At 64.0% G+C, this 19,640-nt stretch carries 18 protein-coding genes; 6 read left to right on the top strand and 12 right to left on the bottom strand.

Features of this window, described 5'->3' with window-relative positions; all coding sequences use genetic code 11:
- Nucleotides 1-8: 8 nt before the first annotated feature.
- Entirely contained in the window at nucleotides 9-920 is a 912-nt protein-coding gene (locus tag PWG15_RS30205; protein WP_275025231.1) for a DMT family transporter, read from the bottom strand.
- 116 nt (nucleotides 921-1,036) lie between these two features.
- On the opposite strand from PWG15_RS30205, the gene PWG15_RS30200 reads away from it, so the two are divergent.
- The gene (locus PWG15_RS30200) at nucleotides 1,037-1,492 is read left to right on the top strand and encodes an Lrp/AsnC family transcriptional regulator (RefSeq protein WP_275025230.1); all 456 of its coding nucleotides are present in this window, start codon (nucleotides 1,037-1,039) and stop codon (nucleotides 1,490-1,492) included.
- 22 nt (nucleotides 1,493-1,514) lie between these two features.
- On the opposite strand, the gene fabF is transcribed toward PWG15_RS30200, so the two are convergent.
- The 4 genes from fabF to PWG15_RS30180 form a co-directional block, all read right to left on the bottom strand.
- Nucleotides 1,515-2,783, bottom strand: a complete 1,269-nt coding sequence (gene fabF / locus PWG15_RS30195; protein WP_275025228.1) for a beta-ketoacyl-ACP synthase II — start codon at nucleotides 2,781-2,783, stop codon at nucleotides 1,515-1,517.
- A 124-nt stretch (nucleotides 2,784-2,907) separates the two neighbouring features.
- On the bottom strand, nucleotides 2,908-4,101 hold the full coding sequence (locus PWG15_RS30190) for an acetyl-CoA C-acyltransferase (protein ID WP_275025227.1): 1,194 nt from the start codon (nucleotides 4,099-4,101) through the stop codon (nucleotides 2,908-2,910).
- 60 nt (nucleotides 4,102-4,161) lie between these two features.
- Nucleotides 4,162-4,755 (bottom strand): TetR/AcrR family transcriptional regulator, encoded by a 594-nt coding sequence (locus PWG15_RS30185; protein ID WP_275025226.1) that lies wholly within the window; start codon nucleotides 4,753-4,755, stop codon nucleotides 4,162-4,164.
- Between the two features lie 115 nt (nucleotides 4,756-4,870).
- Nucleotides 4,871-5,884, bottom strand: a complete 1,014-nt coding sequence (locus PWG15_RS30180; RefSeq protein WP_275025225.1) for an SDR family NAD(P)-dependent oxidoreductase — start codon at nucleotides 5,882-5,884, stop codon at nucleotides 4,871-4,873.
- Between the two features lie 93 nt (nucleotides 5,885-5,977).
- Between PWG15_RS30180 and PWG15_RS30175 the strand changes: the two genes are divergently transcribed.
- Complete coding sequence (locus PWG15_RS30175; protein WP_275025224.1) at nucleotides 5,978-6,925, top strand: AraC family transcriptional regulator; 948 nt, start codon at nucleotides 5,978-5,980, stop codon at nucleotides 6,923-6,925.
- A gap of 16 nt (nucleotides 6,926-6,941) precedes the next feature.
- Here PWG15_RS30175 and PWG15_RS30170 read toward each other — a convergent pair whose 3' ends face one another.
- Nucleotides 6,942-8,000 carry an adenylate/guanylate cyclase domain-containing protein gene (locus PWG15_RS30170; RefSeq protein ID WP_275027266.1) on the bottom strand — a complete coding sequence of 353 codons (1,059 nt, stop codon included), beginning with the start codon at nucleotides 7,998-8,000 and terminating at the stop codon, nucleotides 6,942-6,944.
- Nucleotides 8,001-8,152: 152 nt separating this feature from the next.
- Between PWG15_RS30170 and PWG15_RS30165 the strand changes: the two genes are divergently transcribed.
- Complete coding sequence (locus PWG15_RS30165; RefSeq protein ID WP_275025223.1) at nucleotides 8,153-8,611, top strand: SRPBCC family protein; 459 nt, start codon at nucleotides 8,153-8,155, stop codon at nucleotides 8,609-8,611.
- Between the two features lie 17 nt (nucleotides 8,612-8,628).
- Here the strand turns inward: PWG15_RS30165 and PWG15_RS30160 are convergent, their stop codons facing one another.
- Complete coding sequence (locus tag PWG15_RS30160; protein ID WP_425536787.1) at nucleotides 8,629-9,102, bottom strand: Lrp/AsnC family transcriptional regulator; 474 nt, start codon at nucleotides 9,100-9,102, stop codon at nucleotides 8,629-8,631.
- 119 nt (nucleotides 9,103-9,221) lie between these two features.
- On the opposite strand from PWG15_RS30160, the gene PWG15_RS30155 reads away from it, so the two are divergent.
- Nucleotides 9,222-10,130 carry a DMT family transporter gene (locus PWG15_RS30155; protein WP_275025222.1) on the top strand — a complete coding sequence of 303 codons (909 nt, stop codon included), beginning with the start codon at nucleotides 9,222-9,224 and terminating at the stop codon, nucleotides 10,128-10,130.
- 16 nt (nucleotides 10,131-10,146) lie between these two features.
- Here the strand turns inward: PWG15_RS30155 and PWG15_RS30150 are convergent, their stop codons facing one another.
- From PWG15_RS30150 to PWG15_RS30140, 3 genes are read right to left on the bottom strand one after another with little or no spacing between them, the layout of a single operon-like run.
- Nucleotides 10,147-11,298, bottom strand: a complete 1,152-nt coding sequence (locus PWG15_RS30150; protein WP_275025221.1) for an efflux RND transporter periplasmic adaptor subunit — start codon at nucleotides 11,296-11,298, stop codon at nucleotides 10,147-10,149.
- Nucleotides 11,299-11,313: 15 nt separating this feature from the next.
- Nucleotides 11,314-14,457, bottom strand: a complete 3,144-nt coding sequence (locus tag PWG15_RS30145; protein WP_275025220.1) for an efflux RND transporter permease subunit — start codon at nucleotides 14,455-14,457, stop codon at nucleotides 11,314-11,316.
- Nucleotides 14,454-14,600, bottom strand: coding sequence for a hypothetical protein (locus PWG15_RS30140; protein ID WP_275025219.1), 147 nt, complete (start codon nucleotides 14,598-14,600; stop codon nucleotides 14,454-14,456). Before PWG15_RS30140 ends, PWG15_RS30145 begins: the two co-directional genes overlap by 4 nt.
- 309 nt (nucleotides 14,601-14,909) lie before the next feature.
- Between PWG15_RS30140 and PWG15_RS30135 the strand changes: the two genes are divergently transcribed.
- A complete protein-coding gene (locus tag PWG15_RS30135; protein WP_275025218.1) occupies nucleotides 14,910-15,506 on the top strand; it encodes a TetR/AcrR family transcriptional regulator in 597 nt (198 codons plus the stop codon).
- Nucleotides 15,507-15,633: 127 nt separating this feature from the next.
- Here the strand turns inward: PWG15_RS30135 and PWG15_RS30130 are convergent, their stop codons facing one another.
- Together PWG15_RS30130 and PWG15_RS30125 are read right to left on the bottom strand one after the other, a co-directional pair.
- Complete coding sequence (locus PWG15_RS30130) at nucleotides 15,634-16,104, bottom strand: SRPBCC family protein (RefSeq protein ID WP_275025216.1); 471 nt, start codon at nucleotides 16,102-16,104, stop codon at nucleotides 15,634-15,636.
- A 270-nt stretch (nucleotides 16,105-16,374) separates the two neighbouring features.
- On the bottom strand, nucleotides 16,375-17,736 hold the full coding sequence (locus PWG15_RS30125) for a dicarboxylate/amino acid:cation symporter (RefSeq protein WP_275025214.1): 1,362 nt from the start codon (nucleotides 17,734-17,736) through the stop codon (nucleotides 16,375-16,377).
- Nucleotides 17,737-18,285: 549 nt separating this feature from the next.
- Between PWG15_RS30125 and PWG15_RS30120 the strand changes: the two genes are divergently transcribed.
- The gene (locus PWG15_RS30120; RefSeq protein ID WP_275025212.1) at nucleotides 18,286-19,638 is read left to right on the top strand and encodes an LLM class flavin-dependent oxidoreductase; all 1,353 of its coding nucleotides are present in this window, start codon (nucleotides 18,286-18,288) and stop codon (nucleotides 19,636-19,638) included.
- Nucleotides 19,639-19,640: the final 2 nt, after the last annotated feature.

The raw sequence follows: 19,640 nt of genomic DNA, 5'->3' as shown, positions 1-19,640 counted from the left end.
TCCCTGAATTAGTGGCGGTTTGCCAGGATTACGCCCGTGGTGATGACGAGAATGCCGATGGCGGTTGCCACGGCGAGCGCCTCGCCAAGGATCGGAATGGCCATCAGGCTTGCGAGTGCCGGCGCCAGAGAGCCGATCGTCGCGCTCCTGGCTGCGCCGAGCCGCGAGATCGCGAAGGCATAGCCGACGGTCGAGACGAGGCCGACGCCGAGACCCTGGACCAGAATGAAGGGCAGGGCCTGATGCCAGGAAAATTGCCCGATATGGGTGGTGACCGCGCCGGTCAGGAGCAGGGGCGCAAGGATCACGAGCGAGCCGATGGAGAGCAGCAGGCCGTTGCTGATCGCATCCACTCCGGTGCGGCGCAGGCCGATCGTATAGGCGCCCCAGATGAGACTCGCGATCAAAAGCAGGCCGACGCCGCGGAGAGTCCCAGTCGTTACCGCATGCTGCTGCCCGGCGACGATGCCGATGACGCCGGCGAGGATCAGGGCGAGCGGTAGCCAGCGCTTTCTCGGCACGCCCTTTCGCTCAAGCAGGAAAGCGAGCAGGGCAACGGACAGCGGCGTCGTGCCCGCAACGAGTGCGCCAACATAGGCCGCGGAGGTTGCTTTGGCACCTTCCGAGACGATGAAGAAGAATGGCACGCCGCCGAGCAGGACGAAGGCTGCATCCCGTGGCTTGATCCTGCGAAGCGCGGAGAGCCGCTGGGGTATCGCCGGCAGCAAGGCGACGATCGGGACTGCGAAGCGAATGAGGGCGACGTCGGCGGTCGCGAGCGGTGAGGCTCCGATCGCCCGCATGGTCAACGCGAAACCCGCCCAGACCAGCACGACGATCGAGAGCACAATGTAGCCGACCGTCGTCGGTGCCAGCCACCCACTCCTCGATTGCTGGAAATCTGACGTCACGTCTGTCATGTGGTGCCTCATTGCTTCGATGGCTCACATGATATGCTTCTCGGGCAGCCGGTTTCTTGCTAATTCACTCGCCAGTTGCATGGAGTTTGGCAGAATCTGCCAGCGAGGAGGAATAAATGGACGAAAAGGACATGCAGATCATCTGGGCGCTGCAGAAGGATGGCCGTCTTTCCAATCAGGACCTTTCCGAGAAGGTCGCGCTATCGCCGTCTCCGTGCCTCAGGCGGCTGCGCCTGCTCGAGGAGGCCAAGGTCATCAAGGGCTATACGGCGATCGTCGACGAGGAGGCCTATGGCCTGCCGATCACGGCTTTCGTGCGCATCCGACTCGAGCGCCATTCCGAGGCTTCCGTCGCCGCCTTCGAACGCAAGGTGAGAACGATCGACAGCATCCAGGATTGCTATGTCATGACCGGCGAAGCGGACTATCTGCTGCGCGTTCTGGTGACGAGCCTCAAGGACTATGAGCAGTTCGTCCGCACCCAGCTCCACAACATCGAGGGCATAGCGGCGATCGACACGAGTTTCGCCTACGGAACGGTCAAGCGTGCGACCGTCTTTCCGCGTCTGTGAGGTGCGTGAATGCCCCGCATCGTCACGCCGCCCAACGTCGGAAGATCAGGCTGGCATTGACGCCACCGAAACCGAAGCCGTTGGAGATGGCATAGTCGAGCGGCATCTTTCGTGCCGCGCCGCAGACGATGTCGATGCCGTCTGCAGCCGGATCCGGCGTCTCGAGATTGAGTGTCGGCGGCACCATCTGGTCGCGCAGCGCAAGCACGGTAAAGATCGCCTCCAAACCGCCTGCTGCACCCAGCAAATGCCCGGTCGCGGATTTCGTGGCGCTGACGGCAATGTCGCCTTTGCGGCCGAAGACGGATTTGATCGCCTCGATTTCCCCCCTGTCGCCGACGGGCGTCGAGGTGGCATGGGCATTGAGGTGACGAATATCGCCTGGCCGAATGCCGGCCTGCGCGATGGCGATTTCCATCGCCCGCCGGGCGCCTGCACCGTCCTCCGGACCTGAGGTGATGTGGTGGGCATCGGCCGTCGTGCCATAGCCGACGAGTTCGGCGATCGGTGTGGCGCCGCGCGCCAATGCGTGCTCGAGCGTCTCGATCACGACGATGCCCGCGCCTTCGCCCATCACGAAACCGTCACGATCGACATCGAAGGGCCGTGAAGCGCGGTCGGGTGTCTCGTTGAAACTGGTCGACAGGGTGCGGGCGGCGGCGAAACCACCGAGGCTGATGGTGTTGATGCACGCTTCCGCCCCGCCGCAGATCGCAATATCCGCCTCATGCGCCCGGATCAGCCGGGCAGCATCGCCGATCGCCTGGACGCCCGCGGCGCAGGCGGTCACCGGCGCACCAATCGGCCCCTTGAAACCGTGGCGGATCGAAACCTGACCGGCGGCGAGGTTTACGAGAAACGATGGCACCGTGAAGGGCGAGAGCCGCCGTACCCCGCGCTGATCGACCGTGCGGACCGCCTCCGAGATCGCCGGGAAGCCGCCGATGCCGGATGCGATCACCGTGGCGGTGCGCTGCTGTTCGGTCGCGGTTGCGGGCCTCCAGCCTGATTGTTCGATTGCCTCTTCCGCAGCCGCCAGCGCCAACAGGATGAAGCGGTCCATCTTGCGCTGGTCCTTCGGCGGGATGATCCGATCGGGATCGAAGCCAGCCTCTGTGTCGTCGGCAGGCGTAGGCACCGTCCCGGCGACCTTGCTGCCCAGGTCAGCGACGACTTCCTCCGGCAGACGACGAAGCCCCGAGTTGCCGGCAAGAAGCCGCGACCAGCTCGCCTCTACGCCCGCTGCCAAGGGGCTGATCGCCCCCATTCCTGTTACGACGATGCGACGCATCGGTTCTCCTGACCTGGGTTGTGCAAAGCGAACGGAAAACCATTCGCGTTGTTGCGAAATCGCTTCGGATTGCGGGCCGCGACGGGCGGCCAGCAGCCGGATGTCCTTTTGATGTTCAGTGCTCTCAGCGCGGGCGCTCGATGGCAATGGCGGTGGCCTCACCGCCGCCGATGCAAAGGGCCGCCACACCCCTCGAAAGGCCCCGCCGTGCCAGGGCGTGGAGCAGGGTGACGATCAACCGCGCGCCGGTCGCGCCGATCGGATGGCCGAGCGCGCAGGCGCCGCCATTGACGTTCAGCCGGTCGTTGGCGATGCCAAGATCCTTGGCAGCTGCCATCGCCACCACGGCGAAGGCTTCGTTGATTTCGAAGAGATCGACGTCATCGACGCTCCAGCCGGTCTTTTCCAGGAGCTTGCGGATCGCAGGAATGGGTGCTGTCGTGTACCAGGCCGGTTCCTGGCTGTGCGTCGCATGGGCCTTGATTTCGGCGAGGATCGGCATGCCTTCGCGCTCGGCGATCGAACGGCGGGTCAGGACGAGCGCGGCTGCTCCATCGGCATTGGCCGACGCGCTGGCGGCCGTGATCGTGCCATTGGCGCGAAAGGCGGGCTTCAGATTCGGGATCTTTTCGGGCGACACCTTCTGCGGATGCTCGTCGGCATCGATGACCTTGTCTCCGCCCTTGGCCGCGACGGTGATCGGTGCGATCTCGTCGGCAAAAGCTCCGGTTTCGATCGCCGTGCGGGCGCGTGTCAGCGTCTCCACCGCATAGGCATCCTGGTTGGCGCGGGTGAACCCATAGGCTTCGGCCGCAGCCTCGCCGAAATCGCCCATCGGCCGACCGGGCTCATAGGCATCTTCCAAGCCGTCGAGCATCATATGGTCGAGGATCCGATCATGCCCGGCGCGATAGCCGGCCCGCGCGTTGGCAAGCAGATAGGGCGCGTTCGACATCGACTCCATGCCGCCGGCGACGACGACATTCGCCGATCCGGCTAGAAGGAGATCATGCGCCAGCATGGTCGCCTTCATGCCGGAACCGCAGACCTTGTTGATCGTGGTGGCGCCGACGGCATCCGGCAGACCGGCGCCGCGGGCGGCCTGCCGGGCCGGTGCCTGTCCCTGGCCAGCGGGAAGCACGCAGCCCATCAGCACCTCGTCCGGGCGATCGGGCGAGAGGCGGGCCCTTTCCAGAGCTGCGCGAATGACATGGGCGCCGAGAGCGCTCGCCCGCACCGGCGCCAGATCTCCAAGGAAGCGGCCAAGCGGGGTGCGAACGGCAGATACGATTACGATCGGATCCGATGGATTGGACATGCGAAATCCCTTCCTCAGGAGGAAAATTGTCGGAGGTTTCTTGCGGGCAGTGCCTGCTCTCTAGTGCGGCGCCGGCGATTCTGACTCATCGGCGAGCAAACTTTCAGCCGCCGCTTGCAGGAACCGGTTTGAGAGTTGCTCGTCGTCGACCGCGCGCGAAAGCACCAGCGCCCCGACCATCGTCGAGAGTGCGGCGATAGACCGGTCGCGCGTATTGCCGCCCGGGTCGGCTGGGACCAGTTCGTCGAGAAGGTCGAGATGCCTGTTTATGCCGGCCTCGAATGCCTGGCGGAGAGCGGGGCTGCGGCGGGAGGCCTCCGGCGCGAGAGCGGCAAGCGCGCATCCAATGCTTGTTTCCTGACGATGCTGTCTGGAAAGGTAGAAGTGAACGAGGGCACGAAACGGCTTCCGGGCCGCTTTGCCCACCACCCCGGACCAATTCGCCATGCCCTTTTCGAGCGCTTTGGCGGAGGCCTCGACGATGAGATCGTCCTTGGATTCGAACTGCTTGTAGAAGCCGCCCTGCGTCAGGCCGGCGCCCTTCATCAATTCGTTCAGGCCGATGCCGTCGAAACCTCGCTCCCGGAAAAGGCGGCTTGAGACGTCTATGACCGTTCGGCGGTTTTCTTCGGCCTGTATGCGGCTCACTCTCATGCTCTGCTCCTGCCCGATCCAGGTGTAATATATGGCGGTCACCATCTAACTGTCAATGTTAGATGGTGACTGCCATCTTATTCGGGAGGAATATGACCTTGCAGGGGTGGCCAAATCAGGCGCTCAGGCGCACGCCGCTCATCTCTTCGCTGACGGCCCAAAGCCGTTCGGCGGCATCCCGGTCGACGGCATAGGCCTCTACGCCGGAGACGCGGGCGGATGTGGTGTGGCGTGCGATCGACCAGGGTGTATCCGGGGGAAGCAGCGGCGCAATATCACTGTCCAGGCAGAAGACCCCGCCCTTGCCGTCGAGCTGCGGGCTGGTCGCGCACCAGACCTGAGTGGCCGCGCCCTGTGCTGGACTCTTCAGGTCGCGCGACGGGTCGAGGATCGGTTCGCCCTTGTCGTCCAGCACCCCGTGCGCTTCAAGGGCCCCGGCCGGGAGATGTCGGGCGAGGCCGGTCGCGACGATGCCGCCCGGATGCAGCGAAAAGGCCCTGATGCCGTCGCCCTTGCCGCGCGCGTCGAGCGCCGTTGCAAAGAGCACGTTCGCTGTCTTCGACTGGCCATAGGCCAGCCATGGATCGTAGGCGCGGCGCTCGAAATTGATGTCGTCGAACACCACGGGCGAAAAGCGGTGCCCGGCCGAAGACACGGAAATGACGCGGGCGTCCTGTGCCCGCTTCAGCGCCGGCCACAGCCGCGCGACCAGCCGGAAATGGCCGAGATGGTTGGTGGAGAATTGCATCTCGTTGCCAAAGGCGTCGCGCTTCAACTCTTCGACGGCCATGATGCCGGCGTTGTTGACGAGGATATGGAGCGGCAGTCCGCAGGCAAGAAAATCCACAGCGAAAGCATCGATCGAAGCCGGATCGACAAGGTCCATCGGCCGGACTTCGACGCCGGTGGCGACTTCGGCGATGGTCTTGCGGGCGCGCTCGACATCGCGGGCAGGCACGATCACCTTGGCGCCGGCTTCCGCAAAGGTTCGGACGGTTTCAAGCCCCAGGCCGGAATAGCCGCCGGTGACGATGGCGATCTTGTCCGTAAGGTCGATGCCGCCAATGACATCCGATGTGGTCGAGGCGGCGGTGAAGCCGGAGTTGATGGGCTGTTGTGGAGTGGACATGGTGCGTCTCCAGTTGATGCCCCCTCGAGATATTCATCGACCGGCGAATTATGAATGCTTGAAAGTCCATAGTTCTTTCGCCATAGTTCAGAAATGGACCAAGATCCGCTTTCCTCCATCCTATCGCTGATCGAAGCCCGCGCCGTTTATGCCGGCGGCTTCAGCGCCGGCGGCGTCTGGGCAATCCGTTTTCCGCCGCCGGAGAAGATCAAGTTTTTTGCCGTTGCCCACGGTTCCTGCCTCGTCACGGTTGACGGGTTGCCGTGTCCATTCCAGCTCGGCTCCGGCGATGTTCTGCTCCTCTCGGCACCGGTACCGTTCACCGTCGGCAGTGCAGCAGGGGTGCCGCCGGTCGACGCGCGCGAGGCCTTTGCCAGCGGTAACCGGATGGCAGGGGTTGGTGAAGGAGCCGATTTTCAGCTGCTGGGAGGTCATATCGATCTGGGGTCGGCAAGCAGCCGCCTGCTTGTCGACAATCTGCCGCCCGCCATCCATCTGCGCAGCGATGATAGAGGGGCAGGCCAGCTGCAGTGGCTCGTCCGCGAACTCGTGCACGAGTGCACGAACGCTACACCCGGTGCGGATGCCGCCGCCATGGGCCTCGCCCACCTGATATTTCTGCAAATCCTCAGGGGCTATCTGTCACGGGAGCGTGGTGCCGACATCGGCTGGCTGCGCGCCGCCTGCGATCCGAAGCTGGCGCCGGCGCTTTCACTGATGCATGGCGACCCGACGCGCAATTGGCATCTGCCGGAACTGGCGCGTGCCGCGGCAATGTCGCGCACGGCCTTTGCCACCTACTTCAAGGCGGTCGCGGGCATTGCTCCGCTCAGTTATCTCGCTGAATGGCGCATGCGGCTGGCGGAGCGAAGGCTGCAGGAGGATGGCCAGTCGGTGGCGATGGTCGCGCAATCCGTCGGCTACGCCTCCGAAGCCGCTTTCAGCACTGCGTTCAAGCGCATCATGGGCCGCTCTCCGAGGCAGCGCGCAAGCGCAGGTCGGACGACCCAGGCGGATCAGCTTGTGACGGCCATACCCTGACCCTGGCGGGGAGCAGTTAGGCGTCCGGCAGAGTGAAAACGGCGCAAGGAGCTGCGATCCCGCGCAGCGCATGGTCGCCGAGCGGCAGGAGCGGCGTCGTCGTGGCATTGGCAACGGCGCCCGAGATCAACACGGACCGGCCAAGCGGCCGACACAGGCCTTCGAGGCGGCTGACGAGGTTCACTGCCGGACCGATGGCGGTAAAATCGAGCCGGTCGGCGGCGCCGATATTGCCCCAGAGAATATCGCCGAGGTGGAGCGCTACGCCGAACGAGAGCTGTGGCAGACCCTCGGCTCGCCGTGTCGCATCGAGATGCGCCATCCCGGCGCGAGCGGCCGTTACCGCGCGCAAAGCCGCATCGCAGGCCTCGGTCGGCGACCCGCTCACCGGAAAGATTGCCAGGACGCCGTCACCGATGAATTTCAGCACCTCGCCGCCGAAGGCGTGGATCGCACCGGCCACTCGATCGAACCATGCATCGAGTGCCGCGATCACCAAAGCTGGTTCCGTCGTTTCGGATAGAACCGTGAAACTGCGGAGATCGGCGTAAAACAATGCTGCGCGTATGGTCTCCCCGGTTCCGCGGGTGAGGGCGCCTGCCCGGACGCGGGCAGCACTCCGACGGCCGAGATAGGCTTCGAGCAGGGCAGCGAGTGCCGCCCGCTCTGCAAGTGCGGCCAGGGGCGCGGCGGCAAAACGCGCGACCTGACCAAGCTGTTCCGCCTCATCGGAGCCGAAAGGACGGGTTCCGGCCCAGCCGAGCGCCGCTCGCTCCATTCCCGAACCGCCCGATTGTTCCAGCACCGGCCCCAGACTGGCCAGCCAGTCATATCCTGCCCGATCGGAGGCAGCGCCCGCAAAGCCCAGACTCTCGATCACCACTTCGGTCTCGGCCCGCCATAGCCAGGTGCGGCGGGCGAGGATCGGATGCGGCACGGCCAGGGTGAGTGCGCCGCCGGCAAGCGGCAAGCCGTCGGCGACGAGCAGACGTCCAAGCTCGGACAGGAGCCGGTCCGGCTCAAGCGAGGCGCTCGCTTCATCCACGAGCCAGGCGAGGGGTGCGGACAAATCCATGGCGAAGAGGATAGAGCCGGGGCTCGTTGCGGCAAGGGTCTGGCCTGTATGGTGGCGCCAAAGGGCACGCGGGTCTAAGATCGCGGCAGCCCGGGTTCCGTGCGTCATCTCTCCGGATCCGGCGGGCAGGCCAAACAGCAAAGGGAAGACCGATGCAGGAAGCCCTCGTCGTCCGCCGCGAAACGCATGTTCAGGCGCCTCCGGCCGCCGTCTTCGCCCTTTTGACCGATCCGGAAAAGATCCTCCGCTGGATGGGGACGGAGGCCGACACGAAGGCAGAACCGGGTGGCCTCTATCTCGTCAACGTGACCGGAGCGCGTTTCGCCCGCGGGTCCTTCCGCGAAGTGGTGCCGGTGCATCGGCTCGCCTACAGCTTTGGCTGGGAGGGCAGTGACATCGTTCCGCCGGGCTCCAGCCTGATCGAAATCGACCTGATCGAACAGCCGGATGGAACGCTGCTGCGTCTCACCCAGACGGGATTGCCCAATTCCGAACAATGCGCCGGCCATGCGGAAGGCTGGGCGCATTATCTGGAGCGGCTGCAACAGGTTGCCTCCGGCCGTGATCCGGGCCCGGATCCCTGGCTCGGTCGAGACGGCCGCAGCAGCTGACGACCTCTCCCGATTGCTCAGATCGGCAGTAGGGCGTCCGGTTTGACGTCGCCCACCGAGGCGTAGGTGTGCGTCTCTCTGACACCGGGAAGCGGCAATATCACCCGTTCGAGAAAGTCCTGAAACAGCGACATGTCGGCAATCCGTGCCTTCACCAGGTAGTCGAAGCCGCCGATCACCATGTGGCATTCAAGGACTTCCGGCGCCTTTGCGACCGCCTCGGAGAACCGCTCGAAAATATGCGGTGCCGTGTGATCGAGGCGCACCTGGATGAAGACGACGGTGCCACGACCGATCTTCTTCGGATCGAGGATTGCTCGCACCGCCTTCACGTAGCCCTCGCGGAAAAGGCGCTTGACGCGCTGGCTGGTGCCGGTCGGCGAGAGGCCGACACGGTCTGCCAGTTCCAGCGTAGTGCGCCGGCCGTCTTCCTGAAGCAACCTCAGCAAGGTTCGGTCGATCGTGTCGAGGCCCGCGATTTCAGTCTTCACGCTAAATGATCCTCAGAAAAGTGAATCTCACTCGAATTCTCTCCAATCAATATATTCAGGCACGCTGGATCGAACAATAGCATGTGCTTGTCGCAGGCGAAGAATGAGAGGTGATCGCGATGGCTGCAAGCGCGTTTGGTATGGCGTTCGAAGACAGTGCCAGCCGCCGTCGGCTCGCTATCCTGGCGGGAATGGCGGTCGTCGCGATCACTACGGTTCAGTTTGTCGCCGCAAGGTTCAGTCTGCGCGAGCATCTGACAGCGGCCGACATCGTCAGCCTGCGGTTCTCCGGCGCCGCCCTTGCTTTCCTGCCGGTGTTCTGGAGAAACGGCGTACCAAGGCTGAAGCAGCTCGGCTGGCGGAAGGCCGCTGTGCTGGCGCTGTTGACGGGATTGCCTTACCCGATGATCATCAATCAGGGGCTGGCGCTGGCGCCTGCGGCCCATGCCGCCGCGCTCTCTCCCGCCGTGATCGTCTTTTTCTCGTTCCTGCTCTCGCGCATCGTCTTCAAGGACAAGGTCTCCGGCGTGCGCCTCGCCGGGATCGCCACGGTCATTGCCGGCCTTCTGCTGTTCGTCATCCAGTCGGGCGTTGGTGACGGCGAGACCTTGCACGGCGACCTGTTGTTCGCCGTATCGGGGGTCATGTTCGCGACCTATGCGCTGCTGGTACGGCTATGGTCCGTCGACGCCGTGACGGCGACGATCGCGGTCGTCTTCTTCTCCTGCCCGCCGTTGCCCTTGCTGCACATCCTGGCGCCGAGCGGGTTTGCAGCCGCCTCTTTCGCCGAGATTGCCACGCAATTCGTCATCCAGGGTTTTCTCGCCGGAGCGCTCGCGAGCGTTCTCTACACCTATGTCATTCGCCAATTGGGTCCGCAGCCTGCGTCGCTGTTCATGCCGTGCGTTCCGGTCACGACGGCCGCGGCAGGCATCGTCGTTCTCGGCGAGGTCCCGACGCCGCTTCAGGTGGTTGCCATCGCCGTCATAACGTTCGGCATGATCTTCCCGATCCTGAAGCGGTCGTAGCTCCGGGGGCGTTTGGCTATTTCTGCGCCTGCTCGGCGGGCATCGGTTTCACCGGGGCGCCGGGGAAGATCTTCTGCAGGTTTCCCGCGATCACCTGATCGCCTTCCGAAACGCCTGACGTCAGGCCGATGAGGTCACCGCTTGTCGGGCCGAGGGTGACTAGCCGCTGTTCGACGGTTTCGCCCTTGCCGACGACATAGATGTATTTGCCGAGCTGGCTCGAGCCGAGTGCTGTTTCAGGCACCATCAGCACGTTCGGTTCGTCACGCACTTTCAGCCGCACACGGACATATTGGCCGGGCAACAGGGTCAGGTCGGTATTGTCGATCGTCACGCGCGCGACGACCGTTCCAGTATTGCCCTCGACCGTATTGTTGATGAAGCTGAGATCACCGCGGTAGTGCGGCTCCTTGTCGCCGGGAAGAAGCACTTCCGCTTCCACCTTGCCCTTTGCCCGCGCCTTCTGGATGTCGGCGAGTTCCGTTTCACTCGGATTGAACGAAACATAGATCGGTGACAGCTGCACGAGGTTGTTGAGGGGCGTACCTGCGGTGTTGCTGACGAGCGTTCCCTCGGGGGCCTGGTTGCGGCCAAGCCGGCCGGCGAAGGGCGCGCGGATTTCGGTGTAGTCGACGTTGATCTCGGCGGTGCGCACCGCGGCCCGTGACATGGCAAGGGCGGCTTCGGCCTGATGCACGGCGCTCTGGCGCTGATCGAAACTGTCCTTGTCCAGGTACCCTGTGGTCGCGAGTTCGTTGCCGCGGTTAAGATTGGAGCGAAGATAGGCGAGTGACGCCTCGTCCCGCTCGACCTGGGCCTTCGCCTGATCGAGCGCTGCCCGATAGTCGCGCGCGTCGATCCGATAGAGCAGATCGCCCGCCTTCACGTCCGATCCGTCGGGAACCGTCTGTGACTCGATGTAGCCGGTGATCTTGGCGCGAAGCGTCACGTTGCGGATCGCTTCGGTGCGGGCAGAATAGTCGAGGTAGATCGGGATCGTCTTCTTGACGACAGATGCGACGGGAACGGGCATGGCCTGCTGCGGCGGGCCAACCGCCGCGCCGGCATCGCCGCCTTTCAGCTCAAAGCCGCCGTTCTTGTAGTGATAGGCCGCGGCGAGGGCGGCAATTGCGACCGCTGCGGCAAGGACCAGTTTCGAACCACGCATGTCAGGCTCCAATTCCTATTCCGCCGCCTCCGGCTCGTGACGCTGGCCGATCGGCTTCGAGGATGAACGCTCGCGCCATTGCTCGATGACCGCGTAGAAGACCGGGACGAAAATCAGTGTGAGAATGGTCGCCGCCAGCATGCCGCCGAAGACGGTGGTGCCGATCGACTGTCGGCTGGCAGCACCCGCGCCTCTGGCATACATCAGCGGTAGCACGCCGAGGATGAAGGCAAATGCCGTCATCAGGATCGGTCGAAGGCGCAGCCGCGCCGCTTCCGCCGCGGCCGCGACCACGTCGAGGCCCTCCTCGCGCCGTCGCTTTGCGAACTCGACGATAAGGATGGCGTTCTTGGCGGCAAGTCCGACCAGCATCACGAAACCGATCTGCGAATAGACATCGATCTGCATACCGCGCAGCCACAGCGCCGATAGCGCACCCAAAAGCGCGAGCGGCACCGACAGCAGCACCATGAACGGCATCGACCAGCTTTCATACTGGGCTGCCAGGATCAGGAAGCAGAAGACGAGGGCGAGCGCAAAGACGAGTGCTGCGATCGAGCCTGCCCGGATCTCCTGATAGGTAATGCCGGTCCACTCGAATGTGTAGTCGCGCGGCAGTGTCGTGCGGGCGACGCGCTCCATCGCCGCAACGGCCTGGCTCGAGCTGAAGCCGGGCGCTGCCGCGCCGTTCACCAGCGCCGATGGGTAGTTGTTGTAGTGGGTGATGGTCTCGGGACCGACCGTCGGCTTGAAGGTCCCGAGCGTATTGAGCGGAACCATTTCGCCTTCGGTGTTGCGCACATAGAGGCGCGAGAGATCGGTGGCGGCCGCCCGCGCGCTCTGGTCGGCCTGCAGGGTCACACGGAAGGTGCGGCCGAAGATGTTGAAGTCGTTGACGTAGAGCGAGCCGAAATAGATCTGCAGCGTGCTGAAGATATCGGGCAGGCTCAAGCCCAGCAGCTTCGCCTTGTCACGGTCGAGGTCATAGTCGAATTGCGGGCTTGATGTGCTGAAGGTGGTGAAGAGCTGGTAGGGATTGATCTCCGGCTGCTTGCGCGCCTCGGCAATCAGCGCCTGCGTCGCGTCGTTCAGCGCCTGAGCGCTGCGCCCGGCGAGATCCTCCACCTGGAATTCGAAGCCACCGGTCGCGCCAAGTCCCTGGATCGAGGGCGGGTCGAAGGCGAGCACCAGCGCGTCCGGGATCTGCAGCAGCTGTGGTGTCACGGCCTCGCGCAACGCCGAAGCACCCTGTTCGGGCGGACGCTCGTCCCATGGTTTCAGCACGGCGAACTGCACGGCGGAATTGGACTGGGCGGCGAAGGACAGGAAGTTGAAGCCGACGACGGAGCCGACGAAATCGACGCCGGCGGTGCCGCGCAGGATCTCCTCGGACCGCCGTGCGACGGATTCTGTTCTTTCAAGCGAGGCGCCGTCGGGCAGTTGGATGACGACGAAGAAATAGCCCTGGTCTTCGACTGGCAGGAAGGTCGAGGGGATGCGCTGCCACAGCGCGTAAGTCGATCCGACGGCGATGAGGAAGAGCGCAAACAGCGCCCAACGCCAGCGCACCAGGCCGGCAACGCTGCGCGCATAGCCATGCGACAGCGCATGAAAGCCGGTGTTGAACCAGTGGAAGAGGGCAAAGCGCGGCTCGCCGCGGTAGCGCAGAAAGGCGGCGCTGAGTGCGGGACTGAGGGTCAACGAATTGAAGGCGGAGAAGGCGACGGAGATCGCGACCGTCAGCGCGAACTGGTTGTAGAGACTGCCGGCGACACCCGGGATGAAGGCAACGGGGATGAAGACCGCAAGCAGCACGGCGGTCGTCGCGATGATCGGGCCGGTCACCTCCTGCATGGCCTTTTTGGTGGCAGCAAGCGGCGGCAGGCCGGCCTCCAGCTGCCGCTCGACGTTTTCGACGACGACGATCGCATCGTCGACGACGAGGCCGATGGCGAGCACCATGCCGAGCAGGCTCAGCATGTTGAGCGAGAAGCCGAAAAGGTACATCACGACCAATGTTGCAATCAGCGACACCGGAATGGCGATGGTCGGGATGATGGTGGTGCGCAGGTTCTGCAGGAAGATGAAGACGACGAAAACGACGAGGGCGAGCGCCTCGAGCAGCGTGAAGACCACATCCTTCATCGCCGCCGAGACGAACCGCGTGGTGTCGTAGAACATGTGATAGGCGATGCCGGCGGGGAAGCGCTCAGACAGTTCGTCCATCTTCGCCTGCACGCGGCTTTGCAGGTCGAGCGCGTTGGAGCCCGGCGCCTGGAAGACGGCAAGCACCACGCTCTCCTTGCCGTTGAAGGTGACCGACGACGAATAGAGCAGCGCTCCTAGCTCGATGCGCGCGACGTCGCGCAGCCTGGTCGTCGCGCCCGTCGTCTGGTCGGCCCGAAGCACGATGTCGCCGAACTGCGACGGGTCGCTCAAGCGCCCGAGCGCGTTGATCTGCATCTCGAAGGGCGTGCCTGCCGGTGCCGGTGACTGCCCGATCTTGCCGCCGGCAACCTGGATGTTCTGCTCGGCGATGACATTCTGCACGTCGACGGCGGTAATTCCGAGGTTGGCCATGCGGTCGGGATCGAGCCAGACGCGCATCGAATAGCGGCGCTCGCCGAAGAGCTGGACGTCACCGACACCCGGCAGACGCTTCAAGGGGTCGAGGATCTGCAGGTAGGCGTAGTTGCTGACGGAGGCGAAATCGACCGAATTGTCCGGCGAATCCAGGCTGACGAGCACGGTGAAATTGGGGATCTGCTTGGCGATGGTGACGCCGGTCTGGTTGACGAGTGCCGGCAGCGAGGAGGCGGCCTGCGACACGCGGTTCTGGACATCGAGCGCGGCCACATCGATCGGGTAGCCGACTTCGAAAGAGATGATGATGCGGGACGAGCCGTCGTTCGAACTCGTCGAGGTCATGTAGAGCATGCCGGGCACGCCGTTGATCTGCTGTTCGAGCGGCGTCGTCACCGTGTCGGCCACAACCTGGGCGCTGGCGCCGGGATAGTTGGCGGCAACGACGATCTGCGGCGGTGTCACGTCGGGAAACTGCGAGATCGGCAGCAGGAAGTAGCAGATGCCGCCCGCAAGCGTCATGATGATCGCGATGGCCGAGGCGAAGATGGGTCGGTGGATGAAGAAGTCGATCATGGCAGGATCGATCCTTGTGAGGTGTCGCCATCGTGGCGGGCGGCATGGCGGAGCATTTCGAAATCAAGCATGCGCACGCCCGCCGCGCGGACCTTCCGGTCAACGACGTTGTCCTCAGCCTTCAGCCCATCCAGCATGCGCATCGTCAGGCTCCAGCACGAAATCATGATGGGCCGGATCGACCCAAATCACGAGCGTTATCGAATATTAAAAAGTCTCTGCGGTGTGCGCTCTGGCTAAAAGACGCCCGACGACCGCGTCCACCGACACTGCGCTAGAAATTTTTCTGCGGTTACCGCCGTACCCGGAACGGCCTTCGCGGCAAGCGGCTACTCCTCGATGTGCCACGTTGGCGAAAATGTTACTGGTCGGTAACATCGTCGCATGTTATCGACCAATGACAGGGCGTCAAGGGGCAAGATTTTCCACGCCGACCACGCCGGGCCAGTGCGATGACAACGGATACCCGCAAGCCATCACGTCGTTCGCCGCGCGATCGCATCGTCGAGGCTGCGCGTGATCTCTTCCGCCGGCATGGCATTCGCGGGACCGGCGTCGATGCAATCGCCGACGCCGCCGACAGCAACAAGATGACGCTCTACCGTCACTTCAGTTCGAAAGACGAGTTGATCGTCGAGTGCCTTCGCCATGCAGGTATGGAGATGGATGGCTTCTGGCGCGAACTGGAAGACGCGCACCCCGGCGACGGATTGGGACAGCTCAGGGCCTGGGTCCGGCGGATTGCCGATCATCTCGGCGACGACAATTGCCAATGTGAAATGATGAGCGCCGCCGTCCAGCTCACCGACGAGGATCATCCCGGGCGCTCGGTGATCCGCATGTTCAAGGACGCGCAACGCGACCGCGTGGTGGAGCTCTGTCGCAGGGCCGGCGTCGCCGATGCGGAACTGCTCTGTGACACGCTGCTGCTGTTGATCGAGGGCGCGCGCGCCGCTCAGCAAAGCAGCGGCGCGGAGGGGCCGAGCGCGCGCCTGGCGGAGATCGCCGACGAGGCGATCCTGTCCTTTGTCAGCCGTCGCGCCAAGTAGCGAGGGCGCTGGCCTGGCGTTCAGCGGGCCAGTCGGGGTGATGGCTGTCGATCACAAACGCATGGGTATGCCTGCGGCGGTTGCCGACGCGCGTGGCACCTGCGAGATGGAGAAGACTTTGCTGAGTTCAGTATCGAGCCGCGGCGAGCCGATGCAGGAGGCCGCGCCGGCCACGTTCCATCACCACGCCGTGGTTCCAGCGGAATACGGGTTTCAGAATGAACGACAGCCTGATCATCCAGGGTTTGGTGATCTTGACGATCCAGTCATAGCGCACCCGGCAGCGGGGGCCGTCGTTCTGTAAAGTCCAACGGCCGATGCCCTCCAACTCACCGGAAGCTTTGCCTTCGATCAGCGATAGCGTCTCAACTCTCACCGTCTCCATGTCAAAGGCCAGTTCGTAGGGCAAGGCCGTCACCCATTCCAGGCGGCGAACCGCACCGACGCCGTGGTCGTCGCCATCGCGCAGCAGGGAAACCCGCTTGACCGATGGCCACCACTCCGGCCAGGCCTCAGGCGTACTCAGCTCCCGCCACACGACCTCAACCGGGGCATCGATGGTCCATTCGGTGACGAGATGAAATTCGGTGAGAGACATTGCCAGTCCTCGACATAGCCGCAGCACGCAGCACGCCCGCAAAGCATCGGCCTGTCTACGTGTGGTTCGGCCAGACACTCGATACGTCCCGATAGAGGATCCACTTCTCGGCTAGCATGTGCAAGCTCTGCTTGATCGGCGGACGGGGGATTGCAGCCGCTGCCGACAGGCGTCGCGCAGGCGGCACCGCTTGACTTCGCGGTGGCTGTGCGCCTTTGCCGAGCGGGCATATGCGGGCCATTGTGGCCCGCATATTCTTCTTCTGAAGTGTTAGGCTGCGCGCGCCGCAGCGGCGAGCGGCTCGAGGTCGTCGACGATCTTGTCGCCGTTGTAGACGGTCTCGTCGAGAATGCCTTCACGCTTGGAGACGATGGTCGGCACCAGCGCCTGGCCGGCGACGTTGACCGCCGTGCGGCCCATGTCGAGGATCGGGTCGATGGCGAGCAGCAGGCCGACGCCTTCGAGCGGCAGGCCGAGCGTCGACAGCGTCAGCGTCAGCATGACGGTTGCGCCGGTGAGGCCGGCCGTGGCGGCGGAGCCGAGCACCGAGACGAAGACGATCAGCACATATTCCTGGATGCCGAGCGGCAGGCCGAAGAACTGGGCGATGAAGATCGCCGAGATTGCCGGATAGATCGCGGCGCAGCCATCCATCTTGGTGGTCGCGCCGAGCGGCACTGCGAAGGCGGCATACTCGCGCGGCACGCCGAGGCTTTTTTCAGTGACTGTCTCGGTGACGGGCAGGGTGCCGACCGAGGAGCGCGAGACGAAGGCAAGCTGGATCGCTGGCCAGGCGCCGGCAAAGAAGCGCGAGGGCTTCAGGCCGTGGCCGACGAGCAGCGCCGGATAGACAACAAAGAGCACGATCGCGAGACCGATATAGACGGCAGCGGCGTACCAGCCGAGCTGCGCCAGCGTTTCCCAGCCATATTGGGCGACGGCGCGGCCGAGCAGGCCGATCGTGCCGATCGGCGTCAGGCGGATGACCCACCAGAGGATCTTGCGGACGACCGCAAGCAGCGACTGGTTGAAGGCGAGGAACGGCTTGGCGGCGTCACCGACCTTCAGCGCGGCGGCCCCGACGGCGATGGAGACGACGAGGATCTGCAGGACGTTGAAATTGAGCGAGGTATTGGCGCCCGTATCGGTGACCTTGGTGCTGGCTTCGAGGCCGAGCACGTTCGCAGGTACCAGGCCCTTCAGGAAATCGAGCCACGAGCCGGAATAGGACGGGGCCTTGGCGGCTTCCTGCGAAACGGCAGAGCCGACGCCCGGCTGAAGGATCAGGCCGAGCGCGATGCCGATGACGACGGCGATCAACGAGGTGATGGCGAACCAGAGCAGGGTCTGCCAGACGAGTTTCGCGGCATTCTGCAGCGTCGCCAGGTTGGCGATCGAGGCGACGATGGCGGTGAAGACGAGCGGCGGCACGAGGGCGCGCAGAAGCTGGACGAAGATCGAGCCGATCGTCTGGAGGGTGACCGTCAGCCAGTTGGGGTTGCCGCTGGCATCGACGCCCATGTTGCGGGCGATGAGGCCGAGCAGCAGGCCGATGATCATCGCTGCGAGCACTTGAAAGCCGAAGGAGGCGTAAATCGGTTTTGGGGGAGATTTGGTGGTTGCTTGGGACACGTCTTGCACTCTCGATTGATGGCGGCAGCCGAAGCATTTGGGCAACGGCCGCCGCAGGTGCCCAAAAATTAGTCGAGTGTCCGCTGGAAGATAAGAAACTCTTTGGCGCTTCAACCACCCAGAGTGGAATAATTTTCGCGAACCAAACTCTGGCTGCCGCGAAGTCGGCGACGGTCGAACAACGAACGCTGAGTTCATCGGCCCTTGCGCGATGAGTTGTGGGCGCTTTCGCGTCTCGCTCGACGCGGCTCAGGGGCAAGCGTGCGCCGCGCTTCGGCTCTCTCTGAAGTGCTCACGCCCGTTCCGGCAGCCTGAGGGACAGCAAGCCCGCCACGCCGGGTTGGCGGCAATGACCTCGCATTTCGCCCCAACACCGAAAATCATTTCACCTCGGCCCGGCGCGAGCGCAATCCTCTTTCTCTATAAAAGATATAGATAATGTAACTTGTCTCCATGGCGACTGCGGTCCGTTTCTCTTCCCGAGGCAACCGACAGCCACGTCACCCAGGAACGCGTGCGCCCACAAGCGCGAGAAGAGAGAGGATTGAGATGACACGCAAGATCCGGCTTGGAGCATTTCTTCCCGGCGGCGGGCAACATGTCGCCGCCTGGCGCCATCCCGACCAGCCAGCTGATGGTGCCACCAGTTTCGAGTTTCACAAGCAGCTGGCGCTGACGGCGGAACGCGGTCTGTTCGACGCCTACTTTCTGGCAGACGGGTTGGCGATCGGCTTCGGCGGGGCGCGCGAGGGCGGCAACGCCCGTGTCGCGGGCTTCGAGCCGGTGACGTTGTTTTCAGCGCTTGCGCCGCTGACCACGCATCTCGGCTTCATCGCCACCTCGTCGACGACCTATGAAGAGCCATATACGACGGCGCGCAAGTTCGCCTCGCTCGATCTCATTTCCGGTGGTCGCGCCGGATGGAACGTGGTGACGACAACCGGCGACCCGACGGCGCAGAACTTCAATCGCGAAACGCAGCTTCCGCATGCCGAGCGCTATCGGCGCGCCGCCGAGCATGTCGACGTGGTCAAGAAACTCTGGGACAGCTTTGAGGACGACGCGTTCATCCGCGACAAGGAAACGGGCGTCTTCTTCGACCCGGCGAAGCTGCACGATACCGACCATCGCGGCGAACATTTCAAGGTGCGCGGTCCGCTCAACATCTCGCGCTCTGCCCAGGGCCATCCTGTCATCGTCCAGGCGGGCCAGTCCGACGACGGCCGCGGTCTGGCGGCAGCAACGGCGGAGGTGATCTTCACCGCCCACCAACACATCGAGACGGCCCAGGAATTCTACCGCGACATCAAGGCCCGTGCGCGGGGCCTCGGCCGCAACCCGGACCATATTCTGGTGATGCCGGGTGTCTCCCCCTTCGTCGGCAGGACGGAGGCCGAGGCGCGCGAGAAATACGATCGCCTGACCTCGCTCATCGTCGAGGAGGATGGCATCGGCCTGCTCAACGGCCTGACCGGCGGCACGCTCGATCTCCATGGCTACGATCTCGATGGGCCGCTGCCGCCGGCACCGCCGACCGAGGGCATGAAGAGCCGGCAGGCGCTGATCCGCCAGATCGCCGACGAAAACAACTTCAGCATTCGCCAGCTCTATCAGTGGATTGCCTCGGCACGTGGCCACTACACGATCGTCGGTTCGGCGGAACAAATCGCCGACACCCTGCAGGCTTGGTTCGAAAACGAAGCCGCAGATGGCTTCAACATCCTGCCGCCGTGGTTCCCGACCGCGCTCGACGACTTTGTCGAACTGGTCATCCCGGAACTGCAGCGTCGCGGCCTGTTCCGCACCGCCTATGAGGGCAGGACGCTCCGGGAAAATCTCGGCCTGCCCGTGCCCGTCAACCGCTGGGCTGCCGCGCGAACGGCCGTTCAGGTAGCAGAGTGAGG

The organism is Ensifer adhaerens (assembly GCF_028993555.1).
Classification (GTDB): Bacteria; Pseudomonadota; Alphaproteobacteria; order Rhizobiales; family Rhizobiaceae; genus Ensifer; species Ensifer adhaerens_I.
Note: the sequence above shows the minus strand (reverse complement) of the source record. Positions and strands in the feature narration are given on the sequence as shown.

Coding starts and splice junctions, on each gene's coding strand:
- PWG15_RS30205 (WP_275025231.1), bottom strand. CDS start 920: ATGACAGACGTGACGTCAGATTTCCAGCAATCGAGGAGTGGGTGGCTG.
- PWG15_RS30200 (WP_275025230.1), top strand. CDS start 1,037: ATGGACGAAAAGGACATGCAGATCATCTGGGCGCTGCAGAAGGATGGC.
- fabF (WP_275025228.1), bottom strand. CDS start 2,783: ATGCGTCGCATCGTCGTAACAGGAATGGGGGCGATCAGCCCCTTGGCA.
- PWG15_RS30190 (WP_275025227.1), bottom strand. CDS start 4,101: ATGTCCAATCCATCGGATCCGATCGTAATCGTATCTGCCGTTCGCACC.
- PWG15_RS30185 (WP_275025226.1), bottom strand. CDS start 4,755: ATGAGAGTGAGCCGCATACAGGCCGAAGAAAACCGCCGAACGGTCATA.
- PWG15_RS30180 (WP_275025225.1), bottom strand. CDS start 5,884: ATGTCCACTCCACAACAGCCCATCAACTCCGGCTTCACCGCCGCCTCG.
- PWG15_RS30175 (WP_275025224.1), top strand. CDS start 5,978: ATGGACCAAGATCCGCTTTCCTCCATCCTATCGCTGATCGAAGCCCGC.
- PWG15_RS30170 (WP_275027266.1), bottom strand. CDS start 8,000: ATGGATTTGTCCGCACCCCTCGCCTGGCTCGTGGATGAAGCGAGCGCC.
- PWG15_RS30165 (WP_275025223.1), top strand. CDS start 8,153: ATGCAGGAAGCCCTCGTCGTCCGCCGCGAAACGCATGTTCAGGCGCCT.
- PWG15_RS30155 (WP_275025222.1), top strand. CDS start 9,222: ATGGCTGCAAGCGCGTTTGGTATGGCGTTCGAAGACAGTGCCAGCCGC.
- PWG15_RS30150 (WP_275025221.1), bottom strand. CDS start 11,298: ATGCGTGGTTCGAAACTGGTCCTTGCCGCAGCGGTCGCAATTGCCGCC.
- PWG15_RS30145 (WP_275025220.1), bottom strand. CDS start 14,457: ATGATCGACTTCTTCATCCACCGACCCATCTTCGCCTCGGCCATCGCG.
- PWG15_RS30140 (WP_275025219.1), bottom strand. CDS start 14,600: ATGCGCATGCTGGATGGGCTGAAGGCTGAGGACAACGTCGTTGACCGG.
- PWG15_RS30135 (WP_275025218.1), top strand. CDS start 14,910: ATGACAACGGATACCCGCAAGCCATCACGTCGTTCGCCGCGCGATCGC.
- PWG15_RS30130 (WP_275025216.1), bottom strand. CDS start 16,104: ATGTCTCTCACCGAATTTCATCTCGTCACCGAATGGACCATCGATGCC.
- PWG15_RS30120 (WP_275025212.1), top strand. CDS start 18,286: ATGACACGCAAGATCCGGCTTGGAGCATTTCTTCCCGGCGGCGGGCAA.